Origin of the sequence: Foliimonas ilicis (assembly GCF_039939195.1) — a bacterium.
GTDB lineage: Bacteria > Pseudomonadota > Alphaproteobacteria > Rhizobiales > Rhizobiaceae > Foliimonas > Foliimonas ilicis.
The window spans coordinates 117,192-141,651 of sequence record NZ_JBDUUH010000004.1; the positions used below are offsets into that span (position 1 = coordinate 117,192).

The following is a 24,460-nucleotide window of genomic DNA, read 5'->3' on the forward strand; positions in this document are numbered from 1 at the left end:
TATCTGGAAAAGCGAGACCAGCATGGCGGACCTCATCATCGTTTACTGGCGCGACATCCCCGCGCAGATCATCGTCAAGAAGGGACGGCAGAACGCTAAGCGTGAATTGCCGCTGCGTTTCACCGAGGCGATCGACATGTGCGCGATGCGAACCGGTGCGGGCGGTACCGACGCTTATCTCGCCGAATGGCGCAAGGGCGAGCCGATCCCCGTCGGCGACGATCTCGAAGCCGAAGCTGAAAAGGCTTTGGCCGATTTCGACGCAAAATACGACCGCGAACGGCTCGTCGCGCTGGTAAAGGCAGGCGGGTCAGAAAATGTCTGAAAACACCCCGGCGGTTACCCAGGCCACATTGGTCAAGAAGGCAGCGCCGAAAAGCGACTACAAGCCCGCTGACGTTTCTCCCCAGCGGCGCGTGCAGCGTTCATACGCTATTCGTTTGTGGTCGGTCCGCCATTCGCGCATGCTCGAATGGTTCTACGCGAAATTCGCGGACGCCTTTCTGCTGCTGCACCCGCTCTGGAAAGGCATCGGCTACAGCCGCGTCGAAGGCCCGGTGAAATTCGTCGAAAAGCGCGTAAAAGGCTTCATGTTCGATTGCCGCATGTGCGGGCAATGCGTGCTTTCATCGACGGGAATGTCCTGCCCGATGAACTGCCCCAAACAGTTGCGAAACGGGCCTTGCGGCGGCGTGCGCGCCAATGGAAATTGCGAAGTCGAGCCGGACATGCCCTGCGTTTGGGTCAAGGCGTGGGAAGGCTCTCAGCAAATGGTTCATGGCGACGCCATCCTGAACGTGCAGAAACCGGTCGATCAGTCGCTGCGCGAGACCTCCGCCTGGCTGCGCGTAACGGCACAGGCTGCAGCAGCACGCGATGCCGCCAACAGGCCAGCCGCATGACCCCGCCCCGCACGCGCCATCCCGATGAAAACCCCGGCGGCATCGAACTTCCGCTCGACCCGCAGCCCGGCCATTCGTCGCGCGGCCGTCTGGAGCGCGTGCTGCGCCGTGGCGAATTCGCGGTCACGACCGAACTCAACCCGCCCGACAGCGCAAACCCGCAAGACGTTTATGAGCGGGCAGCGATTTTCGACGGCTGGGTGGACGGCATCAACGCCGTCGATGCTTCGGGCGCCAACTGCCACATGTCGTCGGTCGGCATATGCGCCCTTCTGACGCGCATGGGCTATGCGCCGATCATGCAGATTTCCTGCCGCGACCGTAACCGCATAGCCATTCAGGGTGATGTTCTGGGCGGGGCCGCGATGGGCGTGGCCAACATTTTGTGCCTCACCGGCGACGGTGTGCAGGCAGGCGACCAGCCGGGCGCGAAGCCGGTTTTCGATCTGGACTGCATGTCGCTTCTCGAAACCATCCGCATCATGCGCGACAACGGAAAATTCCTGTCCGGCCGCAAGCTGACGACACCGCCGGAAGTCTTCCTTGGCGCAGCCATCAACCCGTTTGCGCCGCCCTACGATTTCCGCCCGCATCGGCTGGCCAAGAAAATCGCCGCTGGCGCGCAATTCGTGCAGAGCCAGTATTGCTTCGATGTGCCCATGTTCCGCACCTATATGGAGCGCGTTCGCGATCTTGGACTGATCGAGGATTGCTATATTCTGTGCGGCGTCGGCCCCCTCGCCTCTGCCAAGACGGCGAAATGGATACGTTCGAATGTGCCGGGCATTCACATCCCGGATTCGGTCATCAAGCGGCTGGAAGGCGCGCAGGACCAGAAGAAGGAAGGCAAGCAGCTTTGCATCGACATCATCAACGAGGTGAAGGAGATTGCGGGCGTTTCCGGCATCCACGTCATGGCGTATCGGCAGGAGGAATATGTGGCCGAAATCGTTCATGAATCCGGCGTTCTGAAAGGCCGCAGGCCGTGGAATCGCGAAGCGCGCGCCGACGACCAGACGGTCGCGGACCGGCTCGACCATATTTTGCACGACAATGAAACACAGCAACCGGGTCAGATGGTCGAAAAGGCCAGCCATTGACGGCCTCGTCCGCGTCGGCTTGAAACAAACACCCAAGGGAGAAATTAATGACCCGTACGATCGTTGCCTCGGCGACCAGGGAAATCATCATCGGCTTCGATCAACCGTTCTGCGTGATCGGTGAGCGCATCAACCCGACAGGCCGCAAGAAGCTGGCCGCCGAAATGATCGCGGGAAATTTCGAAACCGTCATCAAGGACGCACTGGAACAGGCCGCCTGCGGCGCGACCATGCTGGACGTCAATGCCGGTGTCACGGCAGTCGATCCGAACGCGACGGAACCTGCGCTTCTGGTGCAGACGCTGCAAATCGTGCAGGGACTGGTCGATCTGCCGCTTTCGATCGACAGTTCGGTGACTGCGGCCATCGAGGCAGCGCTCAAGGTCGCAAAAGGCCGCCCGCTGGTCAATTCCGTCACCGGCGAGGAAGAAAAGCTCGAAGCGATCCTGCCGCTCATCAAGAAGTACAACGTGCCGGTCGTTGCCATTTCGAATGACGAGACGGGCATTTCGATGGATCCGGATGTGCGCTTCGCCGTCGCCAAGAAAATCGTCGAGCGCTGCGCCGATTTCGGCATTCCGGCGCATGATGTCGTGGTCGATCCGCTGGTCATGCCGATTGGCGCGCTTGGCGATGCGGGTCGTCAGGTGTTCGCGCTTCTGCGCCGTCTTCGCGAGGAGCTGAAGGTCAACACGACCTGCGGCCTTTCCAACGTCTCCTTCGGCCTGCCGCATCGCCACGGCATCAATGCAGGCTTCATTCCGATGGTCATCGGCGCGGGCATGACGTCGGCTATCATGAACCCGGTTCGCCCACAGGAAATGGAAGCGGTTCGCGCCGCCAACGTGCTGAACGGCACGGACAGGGACTGCACGAACTGGATCCGCACCTACAAGGATTACAAGCCGGGCGAACACGCCACGCCTGCTCCCACAGCCGTAAACGCTCCCGGAGACGGCGCCGCCGGTGGACGCCGCCGTGGCGGGCGTGAGGCGCGGATGGCGCGGGGATGATTGGATAAAGCCGTGCTCTACGTTGCCCCCCTCTGTCCTGCCGGACATCTCCCCCACAGGTGGGGAGATTGGCTGGCCGCTGGCGCCGGACTTTTTCTTGGAACGAAGCTGATTGGCGAAATCATAGATGAAAGCCAATCTCCCCACCTGTGGGAGAGATGTCCGGCAGGACAGAGGGGCGCGCCGTCGAGCACCGGCGCCGAATGCATTTCGGAAAGCACCATTTTATGAACTCGCCCGCCAACATAAAAGACCCCCTCGTCCTGTTCATGCCTTCGGGCAAGCGCGGGCGCTTTCCTGTTGGCACGTCGGTACTCGATGCGGCACGTTCGCTGGGCGTTTATGTCGAGAGCGTGTGCGGTGGGCGCGCGACTTGCGGACGGTGCCAGATCGAGGTGCAGGAAGGCAATTTCGCCAAGCACAAGATCATCTCATCCAACGATCACATCACGCCCAAGGGCGCGAAGGAAGAACGCTATGAGCGCGTTCGCGGCCTGCCGGAAAACCGCCGTCTTTCATGCTCGGCAGAGATCACGGGCGATCTCGTTGTCGATGTGCCGCAGGATACGGTCATCAATGCGCAGGTCATCCGCAAGGCCGCCATCGACCGCATCATCGAGCGCAACCCAGCCGTCCAGCTTTGCTATGTCGAGGTCGACGAACCCGACATGCACAAGCCGCTCGGCGATCTCGACCGGCTGAAAGTGATGCTGGAGAAGGATTGGGGCTGGCAGGATCTGCTGGTTTCCCAGCATTTGCTGCCAAACGTCCAGAAAATCCTGCGTCAGGGCAATTGGGGCGTGACGGTCGCCATTCACCGCGATTTCGAACAATCGCGCCCGACGATCATCGCCATCTGGCCAGGCCTGAAAAACGAAGCCTACGGCATCGCCTGTGACATCGGCTCGACGACGATTGCCATGCATCTCGTCTCGCTTCTGTCCGGCCGCATCGTCGCGACGTCCGGCACCTCGAACCCGCAGATCCGCTTCGGCGAAGATCTGATGAGCCGCGTGTCCTACGTCATGATGAACCCGGATGGGCGCGAGGCCATGACCAAGGCCGTGCGCGAGGCCGTCAACGATTTGACCAACAAGGTCTGCACGGAAGGCGGCGTGCATGCCGAAGACGTGCTCGATGCCGTCTTCGTCGCCAATCCGATCATGCACCATCTGTTCCTCGGCATCGATCCAACCGAACTTGGCCAAGCACCGTTCGCGCTCGCCGTTTCGGGCGCGGTGCACACCTGGGGCAGTGAGATCGGGCTAAAAATCAACGAAGGCGCGCGCGTCTATCTCCTGCCCTGCATCGCAGGCCATGTCGGCGCGGATGCGGCGGGCGCGACGCTTTCGGAGGGCCCGCACAGGCAGGACAAAATGATGCTGCTGGTCGATGTCGGCACCAATGCCGAGATCGTGCTGGGCAACAGGCAACGCGTCGTCGCGGCATCGTCGCCGACCGGCCCTGCATTCGAAGGCGCGGAAATCTCGTCCGGGCAGCGCGCGGCACCCGGCGCAATCGAGCGCGTGCGCATCGATCCCGACACGCTGGAGCCGAAATACCGCGTCATCGGCGCGGAAAAATGGTCCGACGAACCAGGCTTCGCAGAGGAAGTCGCGTCTGTCGGCGTCACCGGCATATGCGGCTCGGCCATCATCGAAGTCGTCGCGGAAATGTACCTCTCCGGCATCATTTCGGAAGATGGCGTGGTCGATGGAACGATGGCCGCCAGAAGCCCGCGCATCATCCAGAATGGCCGCACCTTCTCGTATCTGTTGAAGGATGGCGAGCCGCGCCTCACAGTCACGCAGAACGACGTTCGCGCGATCCAGTTGGCCAAGGCCGCACTCTATGCGGGCGTAAAACTTTTGATGGAAAAGCAGGGCGTGGCGGAAGTGGACACGATCCGCTTCGCGGGCGCGTTCGGCTCGTTCATCGATCCGAAATACGCGATGGTGCTGGGCCTGATACCGGATTGCGACCTCGCGGAGGTCAAGGCTGTCGGCAATGCCGCAGGCACTGGCGCTTTGATGTCGCTGCTGAACCGCGACTACAGGCGCGAAATCGAACGCGAAGTCAGCCGGATCGAGAAGATCGAGACGGCGCTTGAGCCGCATTTCCAGCAGCTTTTCATCGACGCCATGGCGCTTCCCAACAAGGTCGATCCGTTTCCGAAACTTTCGGCTGCGGTAAAACTGCCGCCGCGCAAGATGAACAGTGAAGAAAGCGCCGGTTCGGACGGCCCGCCCCGCCGCCGCTCACGCGAAGAACGCGCCGCCCGCCGGTCGAGAGAATAGAGCGTTTCCTGGTTGACGGAATCACGAGGCGCCCCCCTCTGTCCTGCCGAACATCTCCCCCACGGGTGGGGAGATTAGATTTCATCTATGATTTCGCCAATTTTAATCGTTGCAAAATCTGGCTTCTGCAAAAGCGGACAGCCAATCTCCCCACCTGTGGGGGAGATGTCCGGCAGGACAGAGGGGCGCGCTGTCCCGCCAGCCTTTCTATCTGAGAGTGAATATCTAGCTCAAGCAGGCTTTCCGCTTTCATCCACAAGCCCGTATTTCCGGTAGAGCGCTATTTCGTCACCGGCAACGAAGGCGAATATTTTCGGGCCATCGGCTCGCTTCTGAAGCATGTAGACGAGATCGAAATCAATCGAGACAGGCGTGCCGTCGCGTCTGACATAATCTGCCCGGAAAAATGGCCTCGCCATGTCGTGCCCTTCGTCTATAGGCGTGACTTCGATTTCCAGAAGGCTCATTTTTCTAAAGCCCAAAGCGCGATAAAATTCCGCGCCTTTGCGCAATATATCGGCATACTTCTCGTCATTCGCGCCGCCTTGAACGGCCTCGCCAACACCGGCTGACACGAAATATTCGGCATAGCTGGCGCGAATAAAATCCGATGCATCTTCAACGAGCGATTGATTGAAGGCTTGGACATAGTCCTGAAAGAAGGCCTCGTAATCCGTGGCGGCCATGGCTTGCTCCTCTATTCAGGAATAGCAAACGACCGGTTTCACGCTGAGGTTCCGCAAATCAGAACTTGCCTGTTTCCTTGAACAGGTCGATTGCCGCGCGAATATGATCGGCTACGGCCAGAACCGGCGCGCTGGCATCCGGCGCGACGAGCATGGAGATGCTGTAATTGCCGATGTCAGGCATGCCGTCATTGGTGCAAAGCTCGACCATATCCTCGCCGATGAACGATTTCGGCAACGGGGCCACCGCAAGATCGGCGAGAATGGCGGCGCGTTGGCCTGCCGTATGCGCGCTCATATAGGCGACACGATAATTGCGCCCTTCCCGGCCCAGCGCTTCCAGCGCGCCCGCACGCCAGGCGCAGCCCTCTTCCCATAGCGACACCGGCAATGGCTCGCGCATATGCGCGCAGCCGCCCTTGGCGCCCGCCCAGACGATAGGCTCGGTCATCAGCACTTCCGCGCCGAGTGCGCTGCTCTTGTAGGAATTGGTCAGCAGCGTGATGTCCAGCGTATGTTCATCCATCCGGCGGCGCAATTTGCTGCTCTGATCGATGACCACGTCGACGGCGATTGCCGGATGCGACTGGGCAAAGCGCTTGAGCACATGCGGCAGGACACGCTCGCCGTAATCATCCGGCGAACCGAGGCGGACAATGCCGCCGATTTCCGGCACGATGAATTTCGCCACCGCCTCGCGGTTGATGGAAAGCATGCGCCGCGCATAGCCGAGAAGCATTTCACCATCAGTCGTCAGCGTTACGGAGCGCGCATCGCGTGCGAAGACCGTGCGCCCAAGTATCTCTTCAAGCTTCTTGATCTGCATCGACACCGCCGAGGGCGTGCGGAACACCGAATTTGCAGCAGCCGTAAAGCTGCCCGTTTCGGAAATCGCCACGAAGGTACGCAGAACATCGAGATCGAGCAGCGGCAATGGGTGATTGAGCGGTGCGTTCATGACTTTCTACCTTCAGTTTTTCTGATCGAAAGCTTCATTCCATTTCGTTTGATTGAACATCGAATAAGGCCGATAGTCAAGATGTCGATGACGGAACTTGGTTCTGTCACCAAAACGCCACCAGCGCGAAATGCGGCCGACACAAAGGGCGATTAAGCGTCATTCGCGGCCATCGAAAAGCGTTGGTGCAAAAGGAAAAGGAACGAAATGTCATGTCTATCCTGTCGAAGATCGGTCGCCTGGCGACTGAGTTCAAGACCGCCCGCAACCAGTATCTGACCGAGCGCTCGATACGCTCCCTGCCCTTCGAAATTCAGAAGGACATCGGCTGGCCGGAATCGTACCGCCCGAACACACGCAGGCACCCTCGCCCGCTGATCGGTTCGTGGGCGGGAGATCGCTAAATTGCAATCATCGAACAGGCGCGCCGGAGCACGGCAGGTAGCTGCTCCGGCGACGTCATTGATGAAAAAATGACCATTCCTGTCATGCGTCGGCAGCATGACGCATATGAAGCAATCACATAGCTCGCAATTTATGCGCTAAGTCTAAGAAATTGCTGTAAATTTCGGCAAACGACACCCTGATGTCGCTATCGATGTCGCATTTTGTATGTTGCTGTTCGTTTTCGCCGCTCTCAAACGCTCAGGCCGTCACTATATGACAGCTATCAAACGAGCTGCCCCACTCCATAACGCGAAGGCACCCCGTGTAACTCTACGCATGGAGACGTGTCATGAAATTCTTTTCCCGCTTCTTTCGCAGAAACCGCGAAATGAACATCAATACTGCCCTTGAGCGCCAGAAGCTTGGCCGCACGATGCCCGGCCAGACCGGCGCTGTCGCTGCAGCGCGCCTTGGCTTCCTGATTCGCTAAAACCGAAGCAGTTGCAAGTTCAAGCCGATATGAAACCGCTTCGATCGAAGGATCGAGGCGGTTTTTGCATGGGTGAGCGCCCTGCAAGTTTGATCTCATCTTGCCGGGCAGATTGGTCTTATCTGCCAAGACAGCAACGCATGTCGCAAATTTAATCTTCGACAGGCCTTCTACCCCGTTGACAAACAAGGGGTTTGGTTGTGACACTTTGTTGATCGCGACATTGATCGCGTCACTCAGGTTTGCGTGAGGTTTGCTTGAACGCCGTGAATCACCCGATCAAAAGATCGCTGGTCTTCTTCCTCATTCCCGATTTCACGATGGTTGCGTTTGCAACAGCGCTCGAGCCATTGCGCATAGCCAATCGCATGATCGGCTATGAGGCCTATAAATGGCGTCTCGCCAGCATCGATGGAAAGCCGGTTCGCGCTTCAAACGGCGTGGAATGCGCGGTCAACACCTCGCTCGACGACGAGCGGCGCAAGATGGCAGGCCCCGAGCGCCCTTCCATGGCGATCATCTGCAGCGGCATAAACATCGAAAAATACGCCAACAAATCCGTCTTCGCGTGGCTGCGCGAAGAATATAATCGCGGTGTGTCGGTGGGCGGTCTTTGCACGGGCGCGCATGTACTGGCCGCCGCCGGACTGCTTTCCAACAAGCGCTGCGCGATCCATTGGGAAAATCTGCCGGGTTTTGCTGAGGCCTTCCCGAAAGCCAATGTCTTTGCCGATCTGTTCGAGGTGGATCACAACATCTACACCTGCGCCGGCGGCACTGCCGCTCTCGACATGATGCTGAAGCTGATCGGCGACGATTTCGACGACAACCTCGTCAACCGCGTCTGCGAACAGGTTCTGACCGACCGTGTGCGCAGCCCCACGGATCGCCAGCGTCTACCGCTGCGCGCACGCCTCGGCGTTCAGAACTCGAAGGTTCTGACCATCATCGAACTGATGGAAGGAAATCTGGCCGAACCGCTGTCGCTGATCGAGATCGCCGATCATGTCGATCTGTCTCGGCGCCAGATCGAGCGCCTTTTCCGCACTGAAATGGGCCGTTCGCCAGCGCGCTACTATCTGGAAATCCGCCTCGACCGCGCCCGGCACCTGTTGCTGCAGTCATCCCTGCCGGTCGTGGAAGTGGCAGTCGCCTGCGGTTTCGTCTCGGCATCGCATTTCTCGAAATGCTACCGCGAACTCTATTCCCGCTCACCGCAGCAGGAACGCGTCGACCGCAAACAACTCATCGCGGCTTGAGGACTCAAGCTTGACGGTATGCGCATTCGTCGAATGGCCCGAAGATTTGCGCCCAAGCGGGCCTGTCTGGGATTCCATTCGCCATTCGCTCGATAAGGCTGCGCCGGATTTGCTTGTCACCAACGAATTGCCTTTCGGGCGATGGATAGCTTCGGCAGAAAAATTCGACGCTGAAGCAGCCCGCAAAAGCATGGATGCGCATGATGAAGGCATCATTGCGCTCCGTTCCCTTGGCATCGGCGCCGTCATCTCCTCTCGACCGGTCTTGTCCGGCGACAGATTGGCAAACGAAGCTTTCGTGCTTGAGCATGAGCAAATACGTGCCCTTCATCGTAAGCAGCTCTTTCCCAATGAAGAAGGATGGTACGAAGCCAGATGGTATGAGGGCGACGAAAACGGCTTCGAGATTCATGAAATTGCGGGGCTGAAAGTCGGCATTCTGCTTTGCACGGAATTGATGTTCAACGAGCACGCACGTCACTACGGCAGAGCGGGCGCCGATCTGATTGCCGTTCCGAGGGCGAGCGGCACCGCCAACGCAAGATGGACAACAGCCGCAGCAATGGCGGCAATCGTCTCCGGCAGCTACGTCGTCAGTTCAAACCGTTCCGGGCAAAGCCAGCCTGGCCCATTGTTTGGCGGCAACGGCATGGCGTTTGCACCAGATGGAACGTTGATTGCTGCGACTTCCGCAGAAAGCTCGATTGCGACGATCTCGATAGATACCAATGCAACGGCGCGGCAGAAAAAGGAATATCCCTGCTACGTACCGGAGTTGCCGGTAAGATGCTGATTAACGGCTTTCCCACATCCAGGACCGGTCGCGCCACATCTTCTCGCCCGCGAGGCAGTCGTAGCCGCTTGTCGCCGTCGAAACCTTGATCGGCGCAAGCGTGGTTTCCTGCGCCCATGATGGCGACAACGGACCGGCCAGTTCGAGCACCAGTTTCCGGCGGATCGCTTCGGGAAACTGCGACCAATCATTGACCGGGATCATGAAGGCGCCCGGACCGCCGATCACACAGTCGGTATAATATCTGTCGAGATCTTTCATATCGTAGGCGCTGGCCATGCCGCCATTGGTCATCAAAGGCAGACCGTTGATGACGATACCGTTTGCGACGAGCGAGTCGCGGATTATTGTCACCGGCGCGCCCTGGTTGTTCGGCCCGTCGCCTGAAATATCGATCACGCGCTTCATGCCGCGAAAGCCGCTTTCCGCGAACAGATCGCCACCGAACTCCAATGCGCTCGATATGGATGTGCGCCGCGCGCTGTTGGCTGGCATGCGCGAAAGCTGCGCCACCACTTTTTCAGCGTCCTCGCGCGTTTCGATGACCGTCCAGGGTACGATAATATGCTGGGACGTCGTTCCCGCCCATTCGAAATAGGTCACGGCGATCTTGCCGTGAACGCCTTCCCGGATCGCCTGGATGACGAGATCATGCGTAAGTGCTGCAGAATATCCCGCACGTTGAATTTCCAGCTCATTCGGCGACATGGAAAGCGAAACATCGACCGCGAGCACAAGCTCGACATCGACCGGCTCGGCCGCTTCAATATGTATGGGAAATAGAAGTGTCAGCGCCAGTGCAGCGCTGCCTGCAAGACCATGTCTGATGCGATGCAAACGAGACATGACGCAAGGTTACGCGAAAATCCAAGGTTGAAAAGAAAGGCGGCGGTTTTCCCCTCGCCTCTCCCTTCACATTTTCGCGATTGGTAATAAACCTCAGCTTCTTGGTTTGAGGTTTTCCGGGTCGTAAAGCGGCTTATAGCCGACAGCCGCCACTTCGACCGGATAAGTCTCGTCGAAATATTCGACATTGAGCTTCCGGCCTTCCTGACAGTAAGCCCAGGGCAGATAAGCAAGTGCGATATTCTTGCCGAGGGTCGGGCCATAGGCGACCGAACTCGTGAAGGACCGGCGGCCAAGTTCATCGACCAGCGTCTCGCCGGTTTGCGGGTCCATCACCGGCATGATACCGACCGGGTAACGGGCAACGCCCTTTGCATCGACATTCTCCGTCATGACAAGCGTGCACAACATGGCAGGCTGGTTTTCGCGGGCGCGATACTCGACATGCTTCGCCTTGCCGCAGAAATCGGCTTCCTTGACCTTCGGACGCGCAAGATCGGCCTCAAGCAGATTGTACTCGGTCAAAAGGTCGGCGTTCTGCAGGCGAAGGCTTTTTTCCATGCGGCGCGTGTTGGCATAAGTCTCGACGCCGAAAGGCATCACACCGGTCGAGCGCAGCGCGTCCCACACCGCCAGGCCATCCTCATAGCGCATGTGCAATTCCCAGCCCTGCTCCCCGACATAGGAGATGCGGAAGGCGGTGACGTCCTTGCCGCCGATTTTGACGGGCTTGATCGCCGCAAAAGGAAAATTCTCAGACGTCAGACCTTCCGGGTTCTCGACAACCTTCTGAAGCGTTTCGCGCGCATTCGGACCCCATATGCCGACAGTGACGTATTTCTCCGTCACATCCGTAATCTTGACGTCGAAACCCTTATCCTGAGCTACCCGGCGCATGTATTGGTAGTCGCGCGGGCCAGCGTCGGCACCGTCGATCAGCCTGCAACGATCAGCCATGCGGATGACGGTGAAGTCGGCGCGCACCATGCCCTCCTCGTCGAGGAAGTGGGTGTAGATGCCCTTGCCGATATTGTTATCGCCACCGATTTTGGCCGCGCACAGCCACTCCAGCAGCTCGACATGATCCGGCCCCTCTATGTCGTACATGGCGAAATGCGAGAGGTTCACGATGCCGCAATCCTCGCTCATGGCGAGATGTTCGGCATTGGAAACGCGCCAGAAATGGCGGTTGTCCCATTCGTTTTCGCGCACCGGAATGCGGTTGCCGTATTTTTCGAGCAGATGCTCGTTGGCCGCGTAGCCATGAGCGCGCTCCCAGCCGCCAAGCTCCATGAAATAGCCGCCGAGTTCCTTTTCGCGCTCATAGAAGGGCGAACGGCGCACATTGCGGCCTTTCGAAAACGGTTCGCGCGGGTGGACGGCTGGATTGTAGACCTTCATCGCCGTTTCGGTGCAGCGATCCCAGATCATCTGCTCTTGCGTCTGATGCGGGTAGAACCGTGAATAATCCACCGCGTGATGATCGATTTCGGTGCGTCCGTCCGTCATCCAGTCGGCGATGAGCTTGCCCATGCCGGGGCCATCCTTGACCCAGATCGCGACAGCATACCAAAGCCCGCGCACTTTCTGGCTTTCGCCCATGGAAGGCCCGCCATCGCTCGTCACCTGCAGAAGACCGTTGAAGGAATGGCTTTCATTGTAGCCGAGCTCGCCGAGGATCGGCGTCAGTTCCATCGCGCGCTCAAGCGGCTCGATGATCTGTTCCATGTCGAGATCGCGCTGCGATGGCGAAAGCCGGGCCTGATGCTTTTCCAGAAGATCGCGCGGATGGCAAAGCCGCGGATTGGTTTCCTCGTAGTAGCCCCACTCGATCTGCCCGCCTTCGGCAGTTTTCGGGTCGCCGGTGTCGCGCATATAGGCCGAATTGCCCTGATCGCGCAGCAGTGGCCAGCCGATCTCCTTGCCGGTGCCGGCGAATTCATTGTACGGGCCGAAGAAGGTCAGCGGGTGATCGATCGGCATGACAGGCAAATCCTCGCCCGCCATTTCGGCAATCAAGCGGCCCCAGATACCGGCGCAAACCACGACATAGTCAGCATGAATCGTGCCGCGATCGGTCACGACGCCCTTGATGCGGCCATTCTCGATGATCAGCGATTTGGCGGAGGTATTCGCAAAAGCCTTCAGCTTGCCGGAGGCTTCACCCTGATCGACCAGCTTTCCCGCAACCGTCTGCGAGCGCGGGATGACAAGACCGGCATCCGGGTCCCACAAACCGCCCTGCACCATATCTTCTTCGATCAGCGGAAATTTTTCCTTGATCTCGGCAGGCTCGATCAGGCGGGCGCGGGTGCCGAAGGCTTTGGCCGAAGCGATCTTGCGCTTGATTTCGTCCATGCGGGCATCGTCGCCGACGCGGGCGACTTCCAAGCCGCCGATGCGCGCGTAATGGCCCATCTTTTCGTAGAAATCGATGGAATAGAGCGTCGTCCAGCAGGACAGGAAATCATGGCTGGTCGTGTAGCAAAAATCGGAAGCGTGTGCCGTCGAGCCGATGTCGGTGGGGATGCCGGATTTGTCGATACCGACGATGTCGTCCCATCCCCGCTCGATCAGGTGATGGGCCACAGACGCGCCCACAATACCGCCCAACCCGATAATGACGACCTTCGCCTTTTCCGGAAACCCTGCCATTGCCCGCGACTCCAAAGTGCTGTTGCGGCGAGACTATAGGGCGATGCGCGGACGCGAATGCAGCCTGTTTGCGACATTCCAAAAAAGCCGAGCGACGAGATGAAGTTTACGTTTTCGGTGCGTCCTTCGAGGCTCGCTGCGAACTCAAGCAAACGCCCAGACATCCTCGGCATAGATCCCGACATGATAACCGGCAGTCTTGAGCTTGACCACGACATTGCCGATTCCATCCGCAGGCAGCGCGCCGATCTCGATCTTGATCATACCCGGTCGATAACGATTGAGGTCAAGCTGGTCGAAAACCAGCCAGTCCGCACCTTCGCAATCCACCAGAAATGCGTCGATATGCTCAACATCGTTGCGGTCGAGTACGGATTGCAGTGTATCGGAGGGAACCTGAATGTCCTTCAAATGTGCCTCGAATTTATTGAAGTTAAGATCGGCCTTGCCCCAGGCATTCTTGCCCGACATCAAATTGGTGTCGGTGATAGATGAGCAGCCGATGAACTCGATAGGCAGTTCCCCGCTTTCAAGCGCCAGAGGATCGAACGTCTTGACGGTGATGCTGCCCGGTGTCCGCGTAATCGCGAGCGGCTCGATCCTGAAACGCTCTTTATCGGGGTAATTGGCTCGAAGCCGCTGCTGATTATAGGGAATGGGTTCCACCAGCACGGCGCGCGAACGAGGAATACGCTTCAGCCACGGCGTGACATCGTCGAAAAGCGCGCCATCGCAAGCGCCGACATTGACCATCTGGAACGGGCGCGATGAACCGAAACGCGCGCTCAGGGCCGCCAAAGCGAGAAACCTTGTACCCCTTAGCGGAGCGCCACGGTTCAGAATGCCTACCGGAAGTCCGAGCGCCAGAAAAATGCGCGCAAATTCCATGAATATTGAAGCTTCGGTCCCATCCATGATCATGCCTTTGCAAAGATGTCGAAACGCGGTTTCCACATGATGGCGAGCAGCATCAGCATGCCCGACAAAAAGACGAAGTAAAAGCGGTCATCCGGCAGCGGGAAGCTTGCAAACTTGCCGAGCGTGCCGATGGCGAGCGCGAACATCAGCGCATTTTCGCGGCCCGTCCCCTGCCTGCCCGCGCGCCACAGCAGCGCCCATCCGGCCATAATCACGACGGAGAGCAGCGGCCAGTCATTGTCGAGCAGCGCCACCACCGCTCCACGCAGATAGCCCTTGAAAAAAGTAGTCAGCGAGAAATCCGGGCTGAATCCAGCCATGGAATTCTGGATTTCGACACATGAGAAGTAGAAATGCGCCCACCACCCCGGATGCCCGCCAAGCTTGGAGATCAAGACACAGGCAGTGAGCGAAACGATGAAGGTAAAGGCAATCGGCAGCAACCGCCAACCGAACGCAATCGCGGTCAAAAGCAGCGCGAAAATCAGGATTATGTTGTCCGGCCTGATGAAAACCGACAAGAACAGCAGGGTACAGGCTGCGAAATCCTGCTTTTTCACGAGCAGATAAATTGCAGCCATTGAAACCAGCGCCAGCAGCATGTCGGGCGTGACCGCCGTGGTCATATGGAACAGATCGGCGATAACCAGCGCAGGAGCCAGAAAGATCGCACCTTGCAGCGCCTTCTCGCGCCAGAGCCACCAAAGGCATCCCAGACCGAATAAGAGTGACGGTAATGTCGAGAGCAGGATGGAGGCTTTCGCAATGCCGAATACCGGTTCAAGAAGCCGGATCAGTCCGATATAGGCAATTTTTACCCGGTACATGGAAAGCTGTGACTCGAAATCGGCAGGGTTTTCCCATTGGTGTAGATTATACGGATTGCCGCGCTGAAGATTATAAAGCTGTGCCTCGCGCGCACCTTCTTCTATCGCTTTCCACGTCTCGGCATGAAGTTGTTCGGGGCTGTCCGTGCGGTTTTCAAGTGCGGTCGCGACATAGGCGACCATGTCCCAATTGTAGTCTGGCCTTACCCATGAATATGCGGCCACGACCAGAAAAATGGCGAGGAAAAACAAGGCGGACAGGCTGTCGAGCAATGTCCGGTTCGACGCGGCACGGCCGATTGCATCGGCTGCACCCGTATTCACTGCCCAACCAACCACGCTGCCTTGAGACTGCGCCATATTCCGCCCCTGCCTTACGGTTTTTCGTTACTTCACCTGGCTTTTCACGAAATCCTTGACGATCGCGACAATGCCGCGCCCAAGAAGGCTGTCCAGCGCATCGACGAACTGATCGACATGCTCACGCTGGCAGATCAGCGGCGGCAGCAGGCGAATGACGTTGCGGTTGTATTCGGTGAAAGCCACCAGAACATCGTAGTCGCGCAGCAGAAGTGCCCCGACGAAGCCGGAAAGCGAACCCTTCAGCTTGTCGTCGAGCACACTGACGACCGGGCGCAGCACCATCGGCAAAGTTTGCGAGAAATCGTGGAATTCGAGGCCGACCATGAAGCCCTTGCCGCGAACATCCTTGATGATCTTCGGATATTTCGCCTGAAGCGCTTCCAGCCGCATGAGGAGATAGTCGCCAGTGACGGCGGCGTTCTCGATCAAGCCTTCATCGTAAAGAACATTCAGCGTTTCGATGGCCGTAATCGACGCCTCGCCGATACCCCCAAAGGTAGCCGCGGCGTGGATCATCGCGGTTTTTGGCGTGCCATAGGCTTTCATGTAGATGTCGCGCTTGGCTATCATCGCGGCCATTGCCGACTTGCCGCCGCCCAGTGACTTCGCAACGGCGGTAATGTCGGGCACGACATTGTAATGCTCGAATGCGTAGAACCGACCGGATCGCCCGACACCACACTGCACCTCGTCCGCGATCCAGATCACACCATACTGGTCGCAAAGCGCGCGCAGCCTGTGCCAGAACGCAGCCGGGGCCTGCACGATGCCGCCGCCGCCCTGAATGGTTTCCAGCACGACCACGCCGATTTCGGGATCTGATTTGAACAGGCGTTCGATTGCGTCGATGTCGCCGAAAGGCACTCGGACAGTGTTGTCGCCCAGCTTGAACTCGCCGCGGTAAAGCTGCCCGTCGGTGATGGAGAGCACGCCCTTCGTCTTGCCGTGAAACGAATTCTCCGCATAGACGATCTTCGAGCGCTTCGGCCCGGCGGCGCGCTCCGCAAGCTTGATCGCCGCTTCCATGGCTTCCGAACCGGACGAGCCGAGGAACACCATGTCGAGATCGCCCGGCGAAATTTTCGCCAGATTATGCGCAAGTGCCGCCGCATATTGCGACATGAAGGCAATCGCGATTTCGTGCCGGTTTTCTTCCTGGAATTTTTTGCGCTCGGCCACGATGCGCGGATGGTTGTGCCCAAGCGCCAGCGAACCGAAACCGCCGAAAAGATCGAGGATCTTGCGACCGTTCTGGTCGATATAGAACATGCCTTCGGCGCGTTCGATCTTGATCTTGTGGAAACCCAGAAGCTTCATGAAATGAAGCTGGCCGGGGTTCAGATGCGCCTTGAACAGATCGGTCATGCGCACGATATCGAGCGCCTTGGCCTGCTCGACCGTCAGAAGGTCGGGCTTGGGAACCTTATGAGCGGCAATCGTGTCGGCTCTGGTCATCACGGTCATGAATGCTCCTGTTGACGGGCGGAAACCTGGCCTGCGGCTGGCGCAACACCATCCTTCTTGGCGCGGTATTCCTTGTAGGCGGCGATCAGCATGTCTTCATCGCGGTACTGCGGCACCCAGCCGAGATCGCGCTTACCCTTGGAAACGTCGAGAACGCATTCCTCGTCGGCAATCAGATATTGTTCCGGGTCCATGATCGGCATGTTTGCCCAGTCGAGCAGATCGAGCGTGCGTTTGACGGCCCAGCCGGGTGTTGGCACCAGAATGGATTTCGAGCCTGCATGTTTCACCAGATCGCCGAGCAGCTTGCGCACCGGCGGCGGGTTGAGCGAACCGAGATTATAGGCCTCGTTCGGCACGCCTGCCTTCCATGCAAGCCGCGCAGCCTCGGCGCAATCGAACACGGAAATGAACTGGTACGGGTTCTTGCCTGAACCGATCATCGGGACCGGCATGTTCCAGTCGATCAGCTTGAACAGCTTTTCGAGGATGCCCAGACGCCCCGGCCCGATGATAAGGCGCGGACGAAACAGCGAAATATTCATACCGCGTTCGCGCCAGCCCACGGCGAGTTCCTCGGTCTTCAGCTTGGAAAACCCGTATTCGCCAAGCGGCGCGACCGGATGATCCTCGGTCATCGGGTACGTCATCGTATGGCCGTAGATCATGTCGGTGGTGAAATGCACGAGCTTGGGCGCACCGGCCTTGTCCATCGCCGCAACGATATTTTCCGTACCGTGAACATTCACCGGCCAGAAGAAATCGTGACGCTTGGCGCGAACCTGCAACGGCGACAGCATCTTGGCGGACAGATTGTAGACCATGTCGTCCGGCTTGATGCCGACTGCATGGACCGCCGCCTGATCGGTCACGTCGCATTGCACGAAGCGCGCCTGCCGGTAATGGGCGAGATCGCCTTTCGCGATGTCGGCGACGATGACTTCCTCGCCATCGGCAAGCAGTTTTGGAGCAAGATGGCGGCCGACAAAGCCGTCGCCACCAAAAATAACATGTCTCATCGGGCAAGCTCGCTGGTCTTGACGGTTTCGGAATTGGCGGAAATCACCGGCTCTTCATGGCCGCTCCCACCCTGCGCAATCAGCACCGTGCCGACGCAGATAGCGGCGATACCGGCAATGCGCCATGCGTTGAGATCTTCGCGGAACACGAAATAGGCGAACACGGCGACCGCAACATAGGCAAGGCTGAGGAAAGGATAGGCGAAGGAAAGTTCGACCTTCGAAAGCACATAGAGATGCGACGCCATCGAAATGACGAAGGTGAACAATCCAAGGAAAATCCACGGGCTGAACACGATCTGCAACAGCTTGATGATCGGGTTGACGCCCGCAAAGCTGATCGGCCCAAGCGTCATCATGCCATGCTTCAGCATCAATTGTGCCGCTGCATTGGTCATGACCGTAAACAGAATGAAGCCGATATATTTCATGCCTACCCCTCTGTGGCACTTGTATTTTAGCAGCCGGAAATATTCCGTGAAATTATAGTGATAATTTTACGGAAATACCTCTTTTATTCTGCGGCCTGTGCATCCCCGCAATGCCGCGCCTGAAGCACCTTTGCAGTCCTGTTCCAGAAGTCCGATGTGAACGCCGGATCGCGAAGCAGTTCCAGCCGCTGCCAGCCCGGGAATGACGCGCAAAACGTCTCGGCGCTCATGCGCGCATCCTTGTACGGATTGACCGCGCCGCCTGCATCGACGGTAATCGCATCGAGTTCGCGCAGCAGCTTCAAGGTCTTCTCGCCGCGATTTGGAAAATCGAGCGTCAGCGTGAAACCCGGCCTCGGAAACGACAGGATGCCCGGCGAGCGTGCATTGCCGAAGCGCTTGAGCACGGTCAGGAACGAACCCTGCCCTGCCTTGCGCGCAGCCTCGAGCATGATCGGCACAGCAAAGCGCGCGCTGTCTTCCGGCAGCACGCTCTGGTGCTGGAAAAGGCCCCTTGGACCGTAAAGCCTGTTCCAATCGCCGACACCGTCCAGCGGGAAGAAGAAGCCTTGGTAATTGACGTTATGCGGCGCGGTTGAACGGCTCTTCTTCCAGCGATAAGCGGCGTTGAACGCCGTCAGGAACGGCCGGTTCAACACGTTGAGCGGCGGCTGGAACGGCACCGAGAGCCGCGACTGTGCATCACCAACGGCCCGCGATCCGCTTTTTGCGTGATTGCCGGTGAAGAGCAGGCCCCTGCCCGCACCACGTCCGCCCGCAAGCTGATCGATCCACGCTACCGCATATTCGTTTTCTTCATCCGCCGAACCGACAAGTCCGAAGAACTCTTCGAGGTTTCCGAACGGCCTAACTTCCTCGACAATATCGAGCGATGGCACGCGCATAAGCCGGATACGCGCGGTCAAAACGATGCCGGTCAGCCCCATTCCGCCGATCGTCGCCCAGAACAGGCGCGTGTTCGAACTCAACGAGCATTCATGAATAGTGCCGTCAGAACGCAGCAGCGTGAAGGATTCGACATGGCAGCCGAACGTGCCGCGACGATGGTGGTTCTTACCATGGACATCATTGGCAATCGCGCCGCCCAGCGTCACGAATTGCGTGCCCGGAACGACTGCCGGAAAGAAGCCGTATGGCGCGGCATAGGCAATTATGTCGGCTAGGAAAACGCCGGCTTCGGCTTCCAGAACGCCGGTTTCTTCATGAAACGAAATGATGCGCTTCATCGGGCGCATATCGACAAGCGAACCGCCGCTGTTCTGGCAGGTATCGCCATAGGAACGGCCATTGCCATAAGCCAGCAGGGAATCTTTCGCAGCCTTTCCCGACTGCAGTAGCGCAACGGCATCCACTGCATTCATGGCGCGCGGTTCGCGCTGCCCGGCAAGCCCGAAGCTTTTATAGCGATTGGCGCTCAGTCCCAAAGCCCCGCCCCCAAAAGCATCAGCGCACCGCCGAGGATGAAAAGCTGGCTGCGCCAATCCCTGATGATGAAGACGACCGGATCGTCATTCATCTCGTCGCGCCGCGCCAGAATCCAGACGCGCATGGTGAGGTAGAGAACGATGGGCGCCAGCGGCCAGACCATCCACGGATGCGGGTAAAGTTCGCGTACGGCCGCGCTGTCGATGTAGAGCGCCAGAACCAGCACCGCCGAAAAGGCCGATGCCATGCCTGCCTGCGCGATGACATCCTGATCTTCGGCGCGGTAGCCGCGACCGGCGATCCGCTCGCCCCGCACGAGGTCGGAGGAGCGCAACTCAACGAAGCGTTTGACCAGTGCGAAGGATAGGAAAAAGAAGATGGAGAAGGCAAGCAGCCAGAAGGACACATCGACTTCCGTGGCGGCGGCACCGGCGAGAATGCGCATCGTGTAGAGGCCCGCCAGCGTCAGCACGTCGATCAGCAGCATACGTTTCACTGCGACGGAATAGGCCGTCGTCGCAATCAGATAGCCAAGCAGCGTAACAGCGAACTGCCACGGCAGAAACGCTGCGGCAGCAAAGCTGATGCAGAGCAGAACGAAGGTGGAGCTCAACCCGAAGGGGATCGAAAGCGCGCCGCTTGCGAAGGGGCGCTCGCGCTTGGTCGGATGCTTGCGGTCCAGCGAAAGATCGAAAAAATCATTGATGATATAGATTGCGGATGCCGCAGCGCTGAACGAAATGAACGCGAGCAGGCATTCGACGAACATCTGAAAGTTCAGATATTCATGCGAAAGCACCATCGGCACGGCGATCAGCGAATTCTTCAGCCATTGATGCACACGCAGCATCTTGCGCACGGATCGGAGCGTCGGCTGCGATCCGGGCATCAGCTCGCCGCCATTCTTCGCATGCCAGCGAGCCGCGGCCCGATCGGGTGCGACGATGATAGCCTCGCGGGCAGCGTCGAAGACCTTCAAATCGTGACGGCTATTGCCTGCGTAATCGAAACCGCCATCGCCATAGGCCGATACAAGTGCAGCGCGTTTTCTGGCCGAGGTGAGATTGTCGAACCCGTCCGTTGCAAGAACCGCATCGAATACGCCCAGATGGCGCGCGATGGCTTCGGCGAATTTGCGCGGCGTGCCGGTGGCCAGCACGATGCTGCGTCCCCGCGCTCGCTCCTGGCGAAGTCGAACCATCAGCTCTTCACGGTAAGGCAATGTGGCAGGTTCAATGTCGATGCGCTGCGCAATCGCCTGTTTCAGCCCGGCCGGGCCTTTCAAAAGCCAGAACGGCAATAGAAAAATGCAAAAGGGATGCTTTCTTAACAGAAGGAACAATCCCTCCCAAAGAAGATCGGTCACGATCAAGGTGCCGTCGAGATCGACGGCAAGCGGAATTGCTTTGCTTTGCGGCCGCAAATCCATTGCTTTTTGCCCAGCGTTCACAGTACTGCCCCGTTTTGTCTCGGGTGCTATAGCCTTTTTGGCCTACGGAACTGTAAACTGGAGGACAAGCCGCTCCCTTTCAGTCCGCATTTCATATTGCATCGTTAAAACGTTGTTACCACAAACAGAAAAGGCCGGGAAATCCCGGCCTTCACAAATCGGCTTTTACTCGGCGATTACTTGATACGCGCAGTGCCGTCGATGATCTCGATGCTCTCGCTGCCGGTCAGTGCTTCGCGGTCGCCATTGGGCATGGTGACGAAGCAGCCGCTGTCGCAGAAATCGACGGTCTGGCCCGATGCGATTGCGAGTTCGGACTTGCTGCTGCCTTCAGTGACGATCAGAGTACGCGTTTCCGCGTCCCGGTTGACTGCACTTGCCGCAAACGCAGAACCGGACACCAGCATCGCCGCAAACGTAACGCAGAACTTGTTCATCGTCTTTCCGGTGTTTCCACCGTCCCTGTTGCCATGCAAGGCATTTTCGCCCTTTGCATGCACCTTATAGGACAGCGAAACTGAACCGCAACTGAATGACACGTTCACGCCACATTTTGTGACTTGACGCGGGAGCTAGGCCGGATCGGGTTTGCGTTTGCGCTTTCCTGCCGGTTCTTCGGGGACCGGATCGTCCTGCTCGACATAGATTTCGGTATCGGGTTCGGCCTCTTTGGCGGCCCGCCAATGTTCGCGCGCGGTCGAAGGAATATCGATATCGGCCTCGTCGAACGCCTCCAGTATCGCAAACCGGATATCGTTCTGGACCGTTCCGCCATTGTTGATGTCGGCAAGGAACACGCGAACCTCGAATTCGACTGCGGCAGTGCCGAAATTCGCAAAAAGCACGAAAGGTTCGGGATTTTTCAGCACCAGCGGATGCGACCGCGCGATTTCAAGCAGGAGCGCATGTGCCTGCTTGATGTCGCTGTCATAGGCGATATTCACCTTTATATCGACGCGGCCAATCTTGTTGCGATGCGTCCAATTGCCGACCGCGCTGTTGATGAATTCGGAATTGGGCAGGATGACCGTCTGGCGCTGGAAGGTCTCGATCTCGGTAGCGCGCACGCTGATCTTGCGCACCGTGCCGGAAAAGGCGCCCGCAACCACCCAGTCACCGACCTTGAACGGCCGCTCTACCAGCAGGATCAGGCCCGAAACGAAGTTCGACACGATATTCTGGAGACCAAAGCCGATACCCAGAGAGAGCGCACCGGCGACGAGTGCGAGATTGGAAAGGTCAAGCCCCGCAGCCGAGATGCCCATGATGAGGGCCAGCGCGATACCGGCATAGCCGACGACCAGCCGGATGGAATTGCGCACGCCGGCATCGACCTTGCCACGCGCCATCACGGAGCCGTCGAGCCAGCCCTGGAACCAGCGCACGATGAAATAAACGACAGCGAAGATCAGAATGCCGCTCAACAAGCCGATGGGCGAGAACGAGAATGTTCCGATCTGGAAGCCCGTCGCGAATTTATAGAGCCAGGTCTGCATATCGCCGAACTGGAAACCCCATTGCAGAAGTATCAACGGCAGACCGACCAGCACGATGAATATGTTGATGGCGATGCTGGCCAGCAGCCCCATCTGGTCGAGCGAGCTTTCTTCCGAATTGAAGAAACGCTGATACCATTGGCCGAAGCCGGTCGAGGCAAAGCCGCCCTCTTCCGATACGGCCCGCGCCGACAGGAAGCCGATATACATTGTCGTCAGTATCGCGCCATTGACCACGATCTGCTGCGAGAGAAAGCGCGACAGACCGATATAGCCGAGCAGCGCCGAGATGATCGTTCCGCCGCCAAGCACAAACAGCAGATAGCGAAGCAGCCGCGGCCATGGCTTCGGCTGGCCTTCCTCGTCCGAAAACGGCTTCACCAGCGCGATGAATATCACCAATATGCCGATGATAACCGTGGAGATAAGTGCCTCGCCCACCGTCAATTGCAGAGGGGAACCAAGCACGCGGTAGACCGTGCTCAGAAACGAATCCAGGCCGGAGAAAAAGGCGGTCGCGAAGATCAGCAGGACCAGAAATCGCGCCGGTTTCGTCTCTACAGGTATCAGGCGCCAGTTCGGCAGCTTCGGCGATAGCACCGCAACGCTCAACCGGTGAACGAAAAACACGATCGATACGACGTAGACGAGTGACCACAGCATGATGCCGATGTCGCCACGCAGGATCGCGAAATAGTCATATAGAAAATAGATGACGCCGAAAAACACGGCGAGCGACACAGAGGGAACGAGCGTCGACCAGAAAGCAACCGACAGACGGCTGAGATAGGACGGATCCTCAACGTCTTCATTTGCCTCGAACGCCCTGCCGAACAGGCGCCTTCCGCCGAACAACATGACCGCCGCCGCAATCAGTGCGAGCAGCGTGGCGGCGATGACGGATTCGAGTTTGAAATTGAAGACGAAAGTCAGCCAGGAGGAAATGACGCGGTAGAGCTTCATTCCTTCACTGTGGAATGCCGCCCATACATCGCCGAACAGCCCGTAATTGACATCGTAGCGGCTCGTCAAAAGTTTCGCGAACAGATCGCGCCGCAATTCGACAATTTTCTCGATAAGCGCGCTGATGCGTATCGACAAATTCTCGGCCAGACCGAGCACGGCGTTTATTTCCGCCTTCTCTGCAAGCAGATTCTGCCGTTCGGTGCGCACCAGATCAGGTTCGGGCGTTGCCCCATCCGCCGGGGCCGGGCCGAGTTGCTCGAGACGCCCGTTTATTTCGGAAAGGCGCGGACGGAAGGCAACGCCGCTCTGCAGCGCCTCCTGCACCAGCGTTTCAAGCCGCATGCGGACTTCGAGCAGCTTGTTGTCGTCGGTCTCATCGGCCGAGACTTTCTTTTCGATCTCGTCGACGCGCTTCGAGATACCCTCGATCACCCGTTGCTGCGTCTCGACCAGCGATGAGCCACTGGCGGGCACAGCCGCCGGCTGCGCCATCAATGGCGAGCAGAAAAGCAGAATGATAAAAGCGGCGATGCGACTGATCGTAGAGAAGGACATGGTTCGCGGACGACTCACAAGCTCGAGCGATTGGCCGTATAGGCCACATACTGATAAAGATGCGGTTGTTTTCGGGCAAGTCGCCTGAAATTTATACCGGCAGGAAGTCGGACAGTTGAAAAGCCATGGCGCAATCTTG

22 protein-coding genes are annotated in these 24,460 nt (G+C 58.3%); 8 read left to right on the top strand and 14 right to left on the bottom strand.

What is annotated here, in order from left to right:
• The first annotated feature begins 22 nt into the window (after positions 1 to 22).
• From ABFT80_RS10930 to ABFT80_RS10950, 5 genes are all read left to right on the top strand, one after another.
• Positions 23 to 325: a virulence factor gene (locus ABFT80_RS10930; RefSeq protein ID WP_347971942.1), complete on the top strand. Its 303-nt coding sequence runs from the start codon at positions 23 to 25 to the stop codon at positions 323 to 325.
• Positions 318 to 902, top strand: a complete 585-nt coding sequence (locus ABFT80_RS10935) for a methylenetetrahydrofolate reductase C-terminal domain-containing protein (RefSeq protein ID WP_347971943.1) — start codon at positions 318 to 320, stop codon at positions 900 to 902. The genes ABFT80_RS10930 and ABFT80_RS10935 overlap by 8 nt, the downstream gene beginning before the upstream one ends.
• Positions 899 to 2,002, top strand: a complete 1,104-nt coding sequence (locus ABFT80_RS10940) for a methylenetetrahydrofolate reductase (RefSeq protein ID WP_347971944.1) — start codon at positions 899 to 901, stop codon at positions 2,000 to 2,002. The genes ABFT80_RS10935 and ABFT80_RS10940 overlap by 4 nt, the downstream gene beginning before the upstream one ends.
• A 47-nt stretch (positions 2,003 to 2,049) precedes the next feature.
• Positions 2,050 to 3,015, top strand: a complete 966-nt coding sequence (locus ABFT80_RS10945) for a methyltetrahydrofolate cobalamin methyltransferase (protein ID WP_347971945.1) — start codon at positions 2,050 to 2,052, stop codon at positions 3,013 to 3,015.
• A gap of 227 nt (positions 3,016 to 3,242) precedes the next feature.
• Positions 3,243 to 5,312 (top strand): ASKHA domain-containing protein, encoded by a 2,070-nt coding sequence (locus ABFT80_RS10950; RefSeq protein ID WP_347971946.1) that lies wholly within the window; start codon positions 3,243 to 3,245, stop codon positions 5,310 to 5,312.
• A 230-nt stretch (positions 5,313 to 5,542) separates the two neighbouring features.
• Here the strand turns inward: ABFT80_RS10950 and ABFT80_RS10955 are convergent, their stop codons facing one another.
• A complete protein-coding gene (locus ABFT80_RS10955) occupies positions 5,543 to 5,998 on the bottom strand; it encodes a nuclear transport factor 2 family protein (protein ID WP_347971947.1) in 456 nt (151 codons plus the stop codon).
• 58 nt (positions 5,999 to 6,056) lie between these two features.
• The gene (locus ABFT80_RS10960; RefSeq protein ID WP_347971948.1) at positions 6,057 to 6,956 is read right to left on the bottom strand and encodes a LysR substrate-binding domain-containing protein; all 900 of its coding nucleotides are present in this window, start codon (positions 6,954 to 6,956) and stop codon (positions 6,057 to 6,059) included.
• 212 nt (positions 6,957 to 7,168) lie between these two features.
• Here ABFT80_RS10960 and ABFT80_RS10965 point away from each other — a divergent pair, with 212 nt between their 5' ends.
• Positions 7,169 to 7,360, top strand: a complete 192-nt coding sequence (locus ABFT80_RS10965; RefSeq protein WP_347971949.1) for a hypothetical protein — start codon at positions 7,169 to 7,171, stop codon at positions 7,358 to 7,360.
• A 266-nt stretch (positions 7,361 to 7,626) separates the two neighbouring features.
• Here ABFT80_RS10965 and ABFT80_RS10970 read toward each other — a convergent pair whose 3' ends face one another.
• Positions 7,627 to 8,040: a hypothetical protein gene (locus ABFT80_RS10970; RefSeq protein WP_347972227.1), complete on the bottom strand. Its 414-nt coding sequence runs from the start codon at positions 8,038 to 8,040 to the stop codon at positions 7,627 to 7,629.
• 113 nt (positions 8,041 to 8,153) lie between these two features.
• Between ABFT80_RS10970 and ABFT80_RS10975 the strand changes: the two genes are divergently transcribed.
• Together ABFT80_RS10975 and ABFT80_RS10980 are read left to right on the top strand one after the other, a co-directional pair.
• Complete coding sequence (locus tag ABFT80_RS10975; protein ID WP_347972209.1) at positions 8,154 to 9,092, top strand: GlxA family transcriptional regulator; 939 nt, start codon at positions 8,154 to 8,156, stop codon at positions 9,090 to 9,092.
• A 10-nt stretch (positions 9,093 to 9,102) separates the two neighbouring features.
• Positions 9,103 to 9,885, top strand: a complete 783-nt coding sequence (locus ABFT80_RS10980; RefSeq protein ID WP_347971950.1) for a carbon-nitrogen hydrolase family protein — start codon at positions 9,103 to 9,105, stop codon at positions 9,883 to 9,885.
• Here ABFT80_RS10980 and ABFT80_RS10985 read toward each other — a convergent pair whose 3' ends face one another.
• The 11 genes from ABFT80_RS10985 to ABFT80_RS11035 all read right to left on the bottom strand — a co-directional run bounded on the left by ABFT80_RS10985 (position 9,886) and on the right by ABFT80_RS11035 (position 24,321).
• On the bottom strand, positions 9,886 to 10,731 hold the full coding sequence (locus ABFT80_RS10985; protein WP_347971951.1) for a DUF1194 domain-containing protein: 846 nt from the start codon (positions 10,729 to 10,731) through the stop codon (positions 9,886 to 9,888).
• Positions 10,732 to 10,824: 93 nt separating this feature from the next.
• On the bottom strand, positions 10,825 to 13,386 hold the full coding sequence (locus tag ABFT80_RS10990; RefSeq protein WP_347971952.1) for a GcvT family protein: 2,562 nt from the start codon (positions 13,384 to 13,386) through the stop codon (positions 10,825 to 10,827).
• A gap of 144 nt (positions 13,387 to 13,530) precedes the next feature.
• Positions 13,531 to 14,274 (bottom strand): FkbM family methyltransferase, encoded by a 744-nt coding sequence (locus ABFT80_RS10995; protein ID WP_347971953.1) that lies wholly within the window; start codon positions 14,272 to 14,274, stop codon positions 13,531 to 13,533.
• A gap of 29 nt (positions 14,275 to 14,303) precedes the next feature.
• A complete protein-coding gene (locus ABFT80_RS11000; RefSeq protein ID WP_347971954.1) occupies positions 14,304 to 15,491 on the bottom strand; it encodes a hypothetical protein in 1,188 nt (395 codons plus the stop codon).
• 27 nt (positions 15,492 to 15,518) lie between these two features.
• Positions 15,519 to 16,958, bottom strand: coding sequence for an aspartate aminotransferase family protein (locus tag ABFT80_RS11005; protein ID WP_347971955.1), 1,440 nt, complete (start codon positions 16,956 to 16,958; stop codon positions 15,519 to 15,521).
• The gene (locus tag ABFT80_RS11010) at positions 16,955 to 17,977 is read right to left on the bottom strand and encodes an NAD-dependent epimerase/dehydratase family protein (RefSeq protein ID WP_347971956.1); all 1,023 of its coding nucleotides are present in this window, start codon (positions 17,975 to 17,977) and stop codon (positions 16,955 to 16,957) included. The genes ABFT80_RS11005 and ABFT80_RS11010 overlap by 4 nt, the downstream gene beginning before the upstream one ends.
• Positions 17,974 to 18,408 carry an EamA family transporter gene (locus ABFT80_RS11015; protein WP_347971957.1) on the bottom strand — a complete coding sequence of 145 codons (435 nt, stop codon included), beginning with the start codon at positions 18,406 to 18,408 and terminating at the stop codon, positions 17,974 to 17,976. Before ABFT80_RS11015 ends, ABFT80_RS11010 begins: the two co-directional genes overlap by 4 nt.
• Before the next feature lie 83 nt (positions 18,409 to 18,491).
• A complete protein-coding gene (locus ABFT80_RS11020) occupies positions 18,492 to 19,847 on the bottom strand; it encodes an FAD-binding oxidoreductase (RefSeq protein ID WP_455189926.1) in 1,356 nt (451 codons plus the stop codon).
• Positions 19,844 to 21,283 carry a UbiA family prenyltransferase gene (locus tag ABFT80_RS11025; RefSeq protein WP_347971958.1) on the bottom strand — a complete coding sequence of 480 codons (1,440 nt, stop codon included), beginning with the start codon at positions 21,281 to 21,283 and terminating at the stop codon, positions 19,844 to 19,846. Before ABFT80_RS11025 ends, ABFT80_RS11020 begins: the two co-directional genes overlap by 4 nt.
• A 197-nt stretch (positions 21,284 to 21,480) precedes the next feature.
• Positions 21,481 to 21,741, bottom strand: coding sequence for a hypothetical protein (locus ABFT80_RS11030; protein WP_347971959.1), 261 nt, complete (start codon positions 21,739 to 21,741; stop codon positions 21,481 to 21,483).
• A 135-nt stretch (positions 21,742 to 21,876) separates the two neighbouring features.
• Positions 21,877 to 24,321 (bottom strand): mechanosensitive ion channel family protein, encoded by a 2,445-nt coding sequence (locus tag ABFT80_RS11035; RefSeq protein ID WP_347971960.1) that lies wholly within the window; start codon positions 24,319 to 24,321, stop codon positions 21,877 to 21,879.
• Positions 24,322 to 24,460 lie beyond the last annotated feature (139 nt).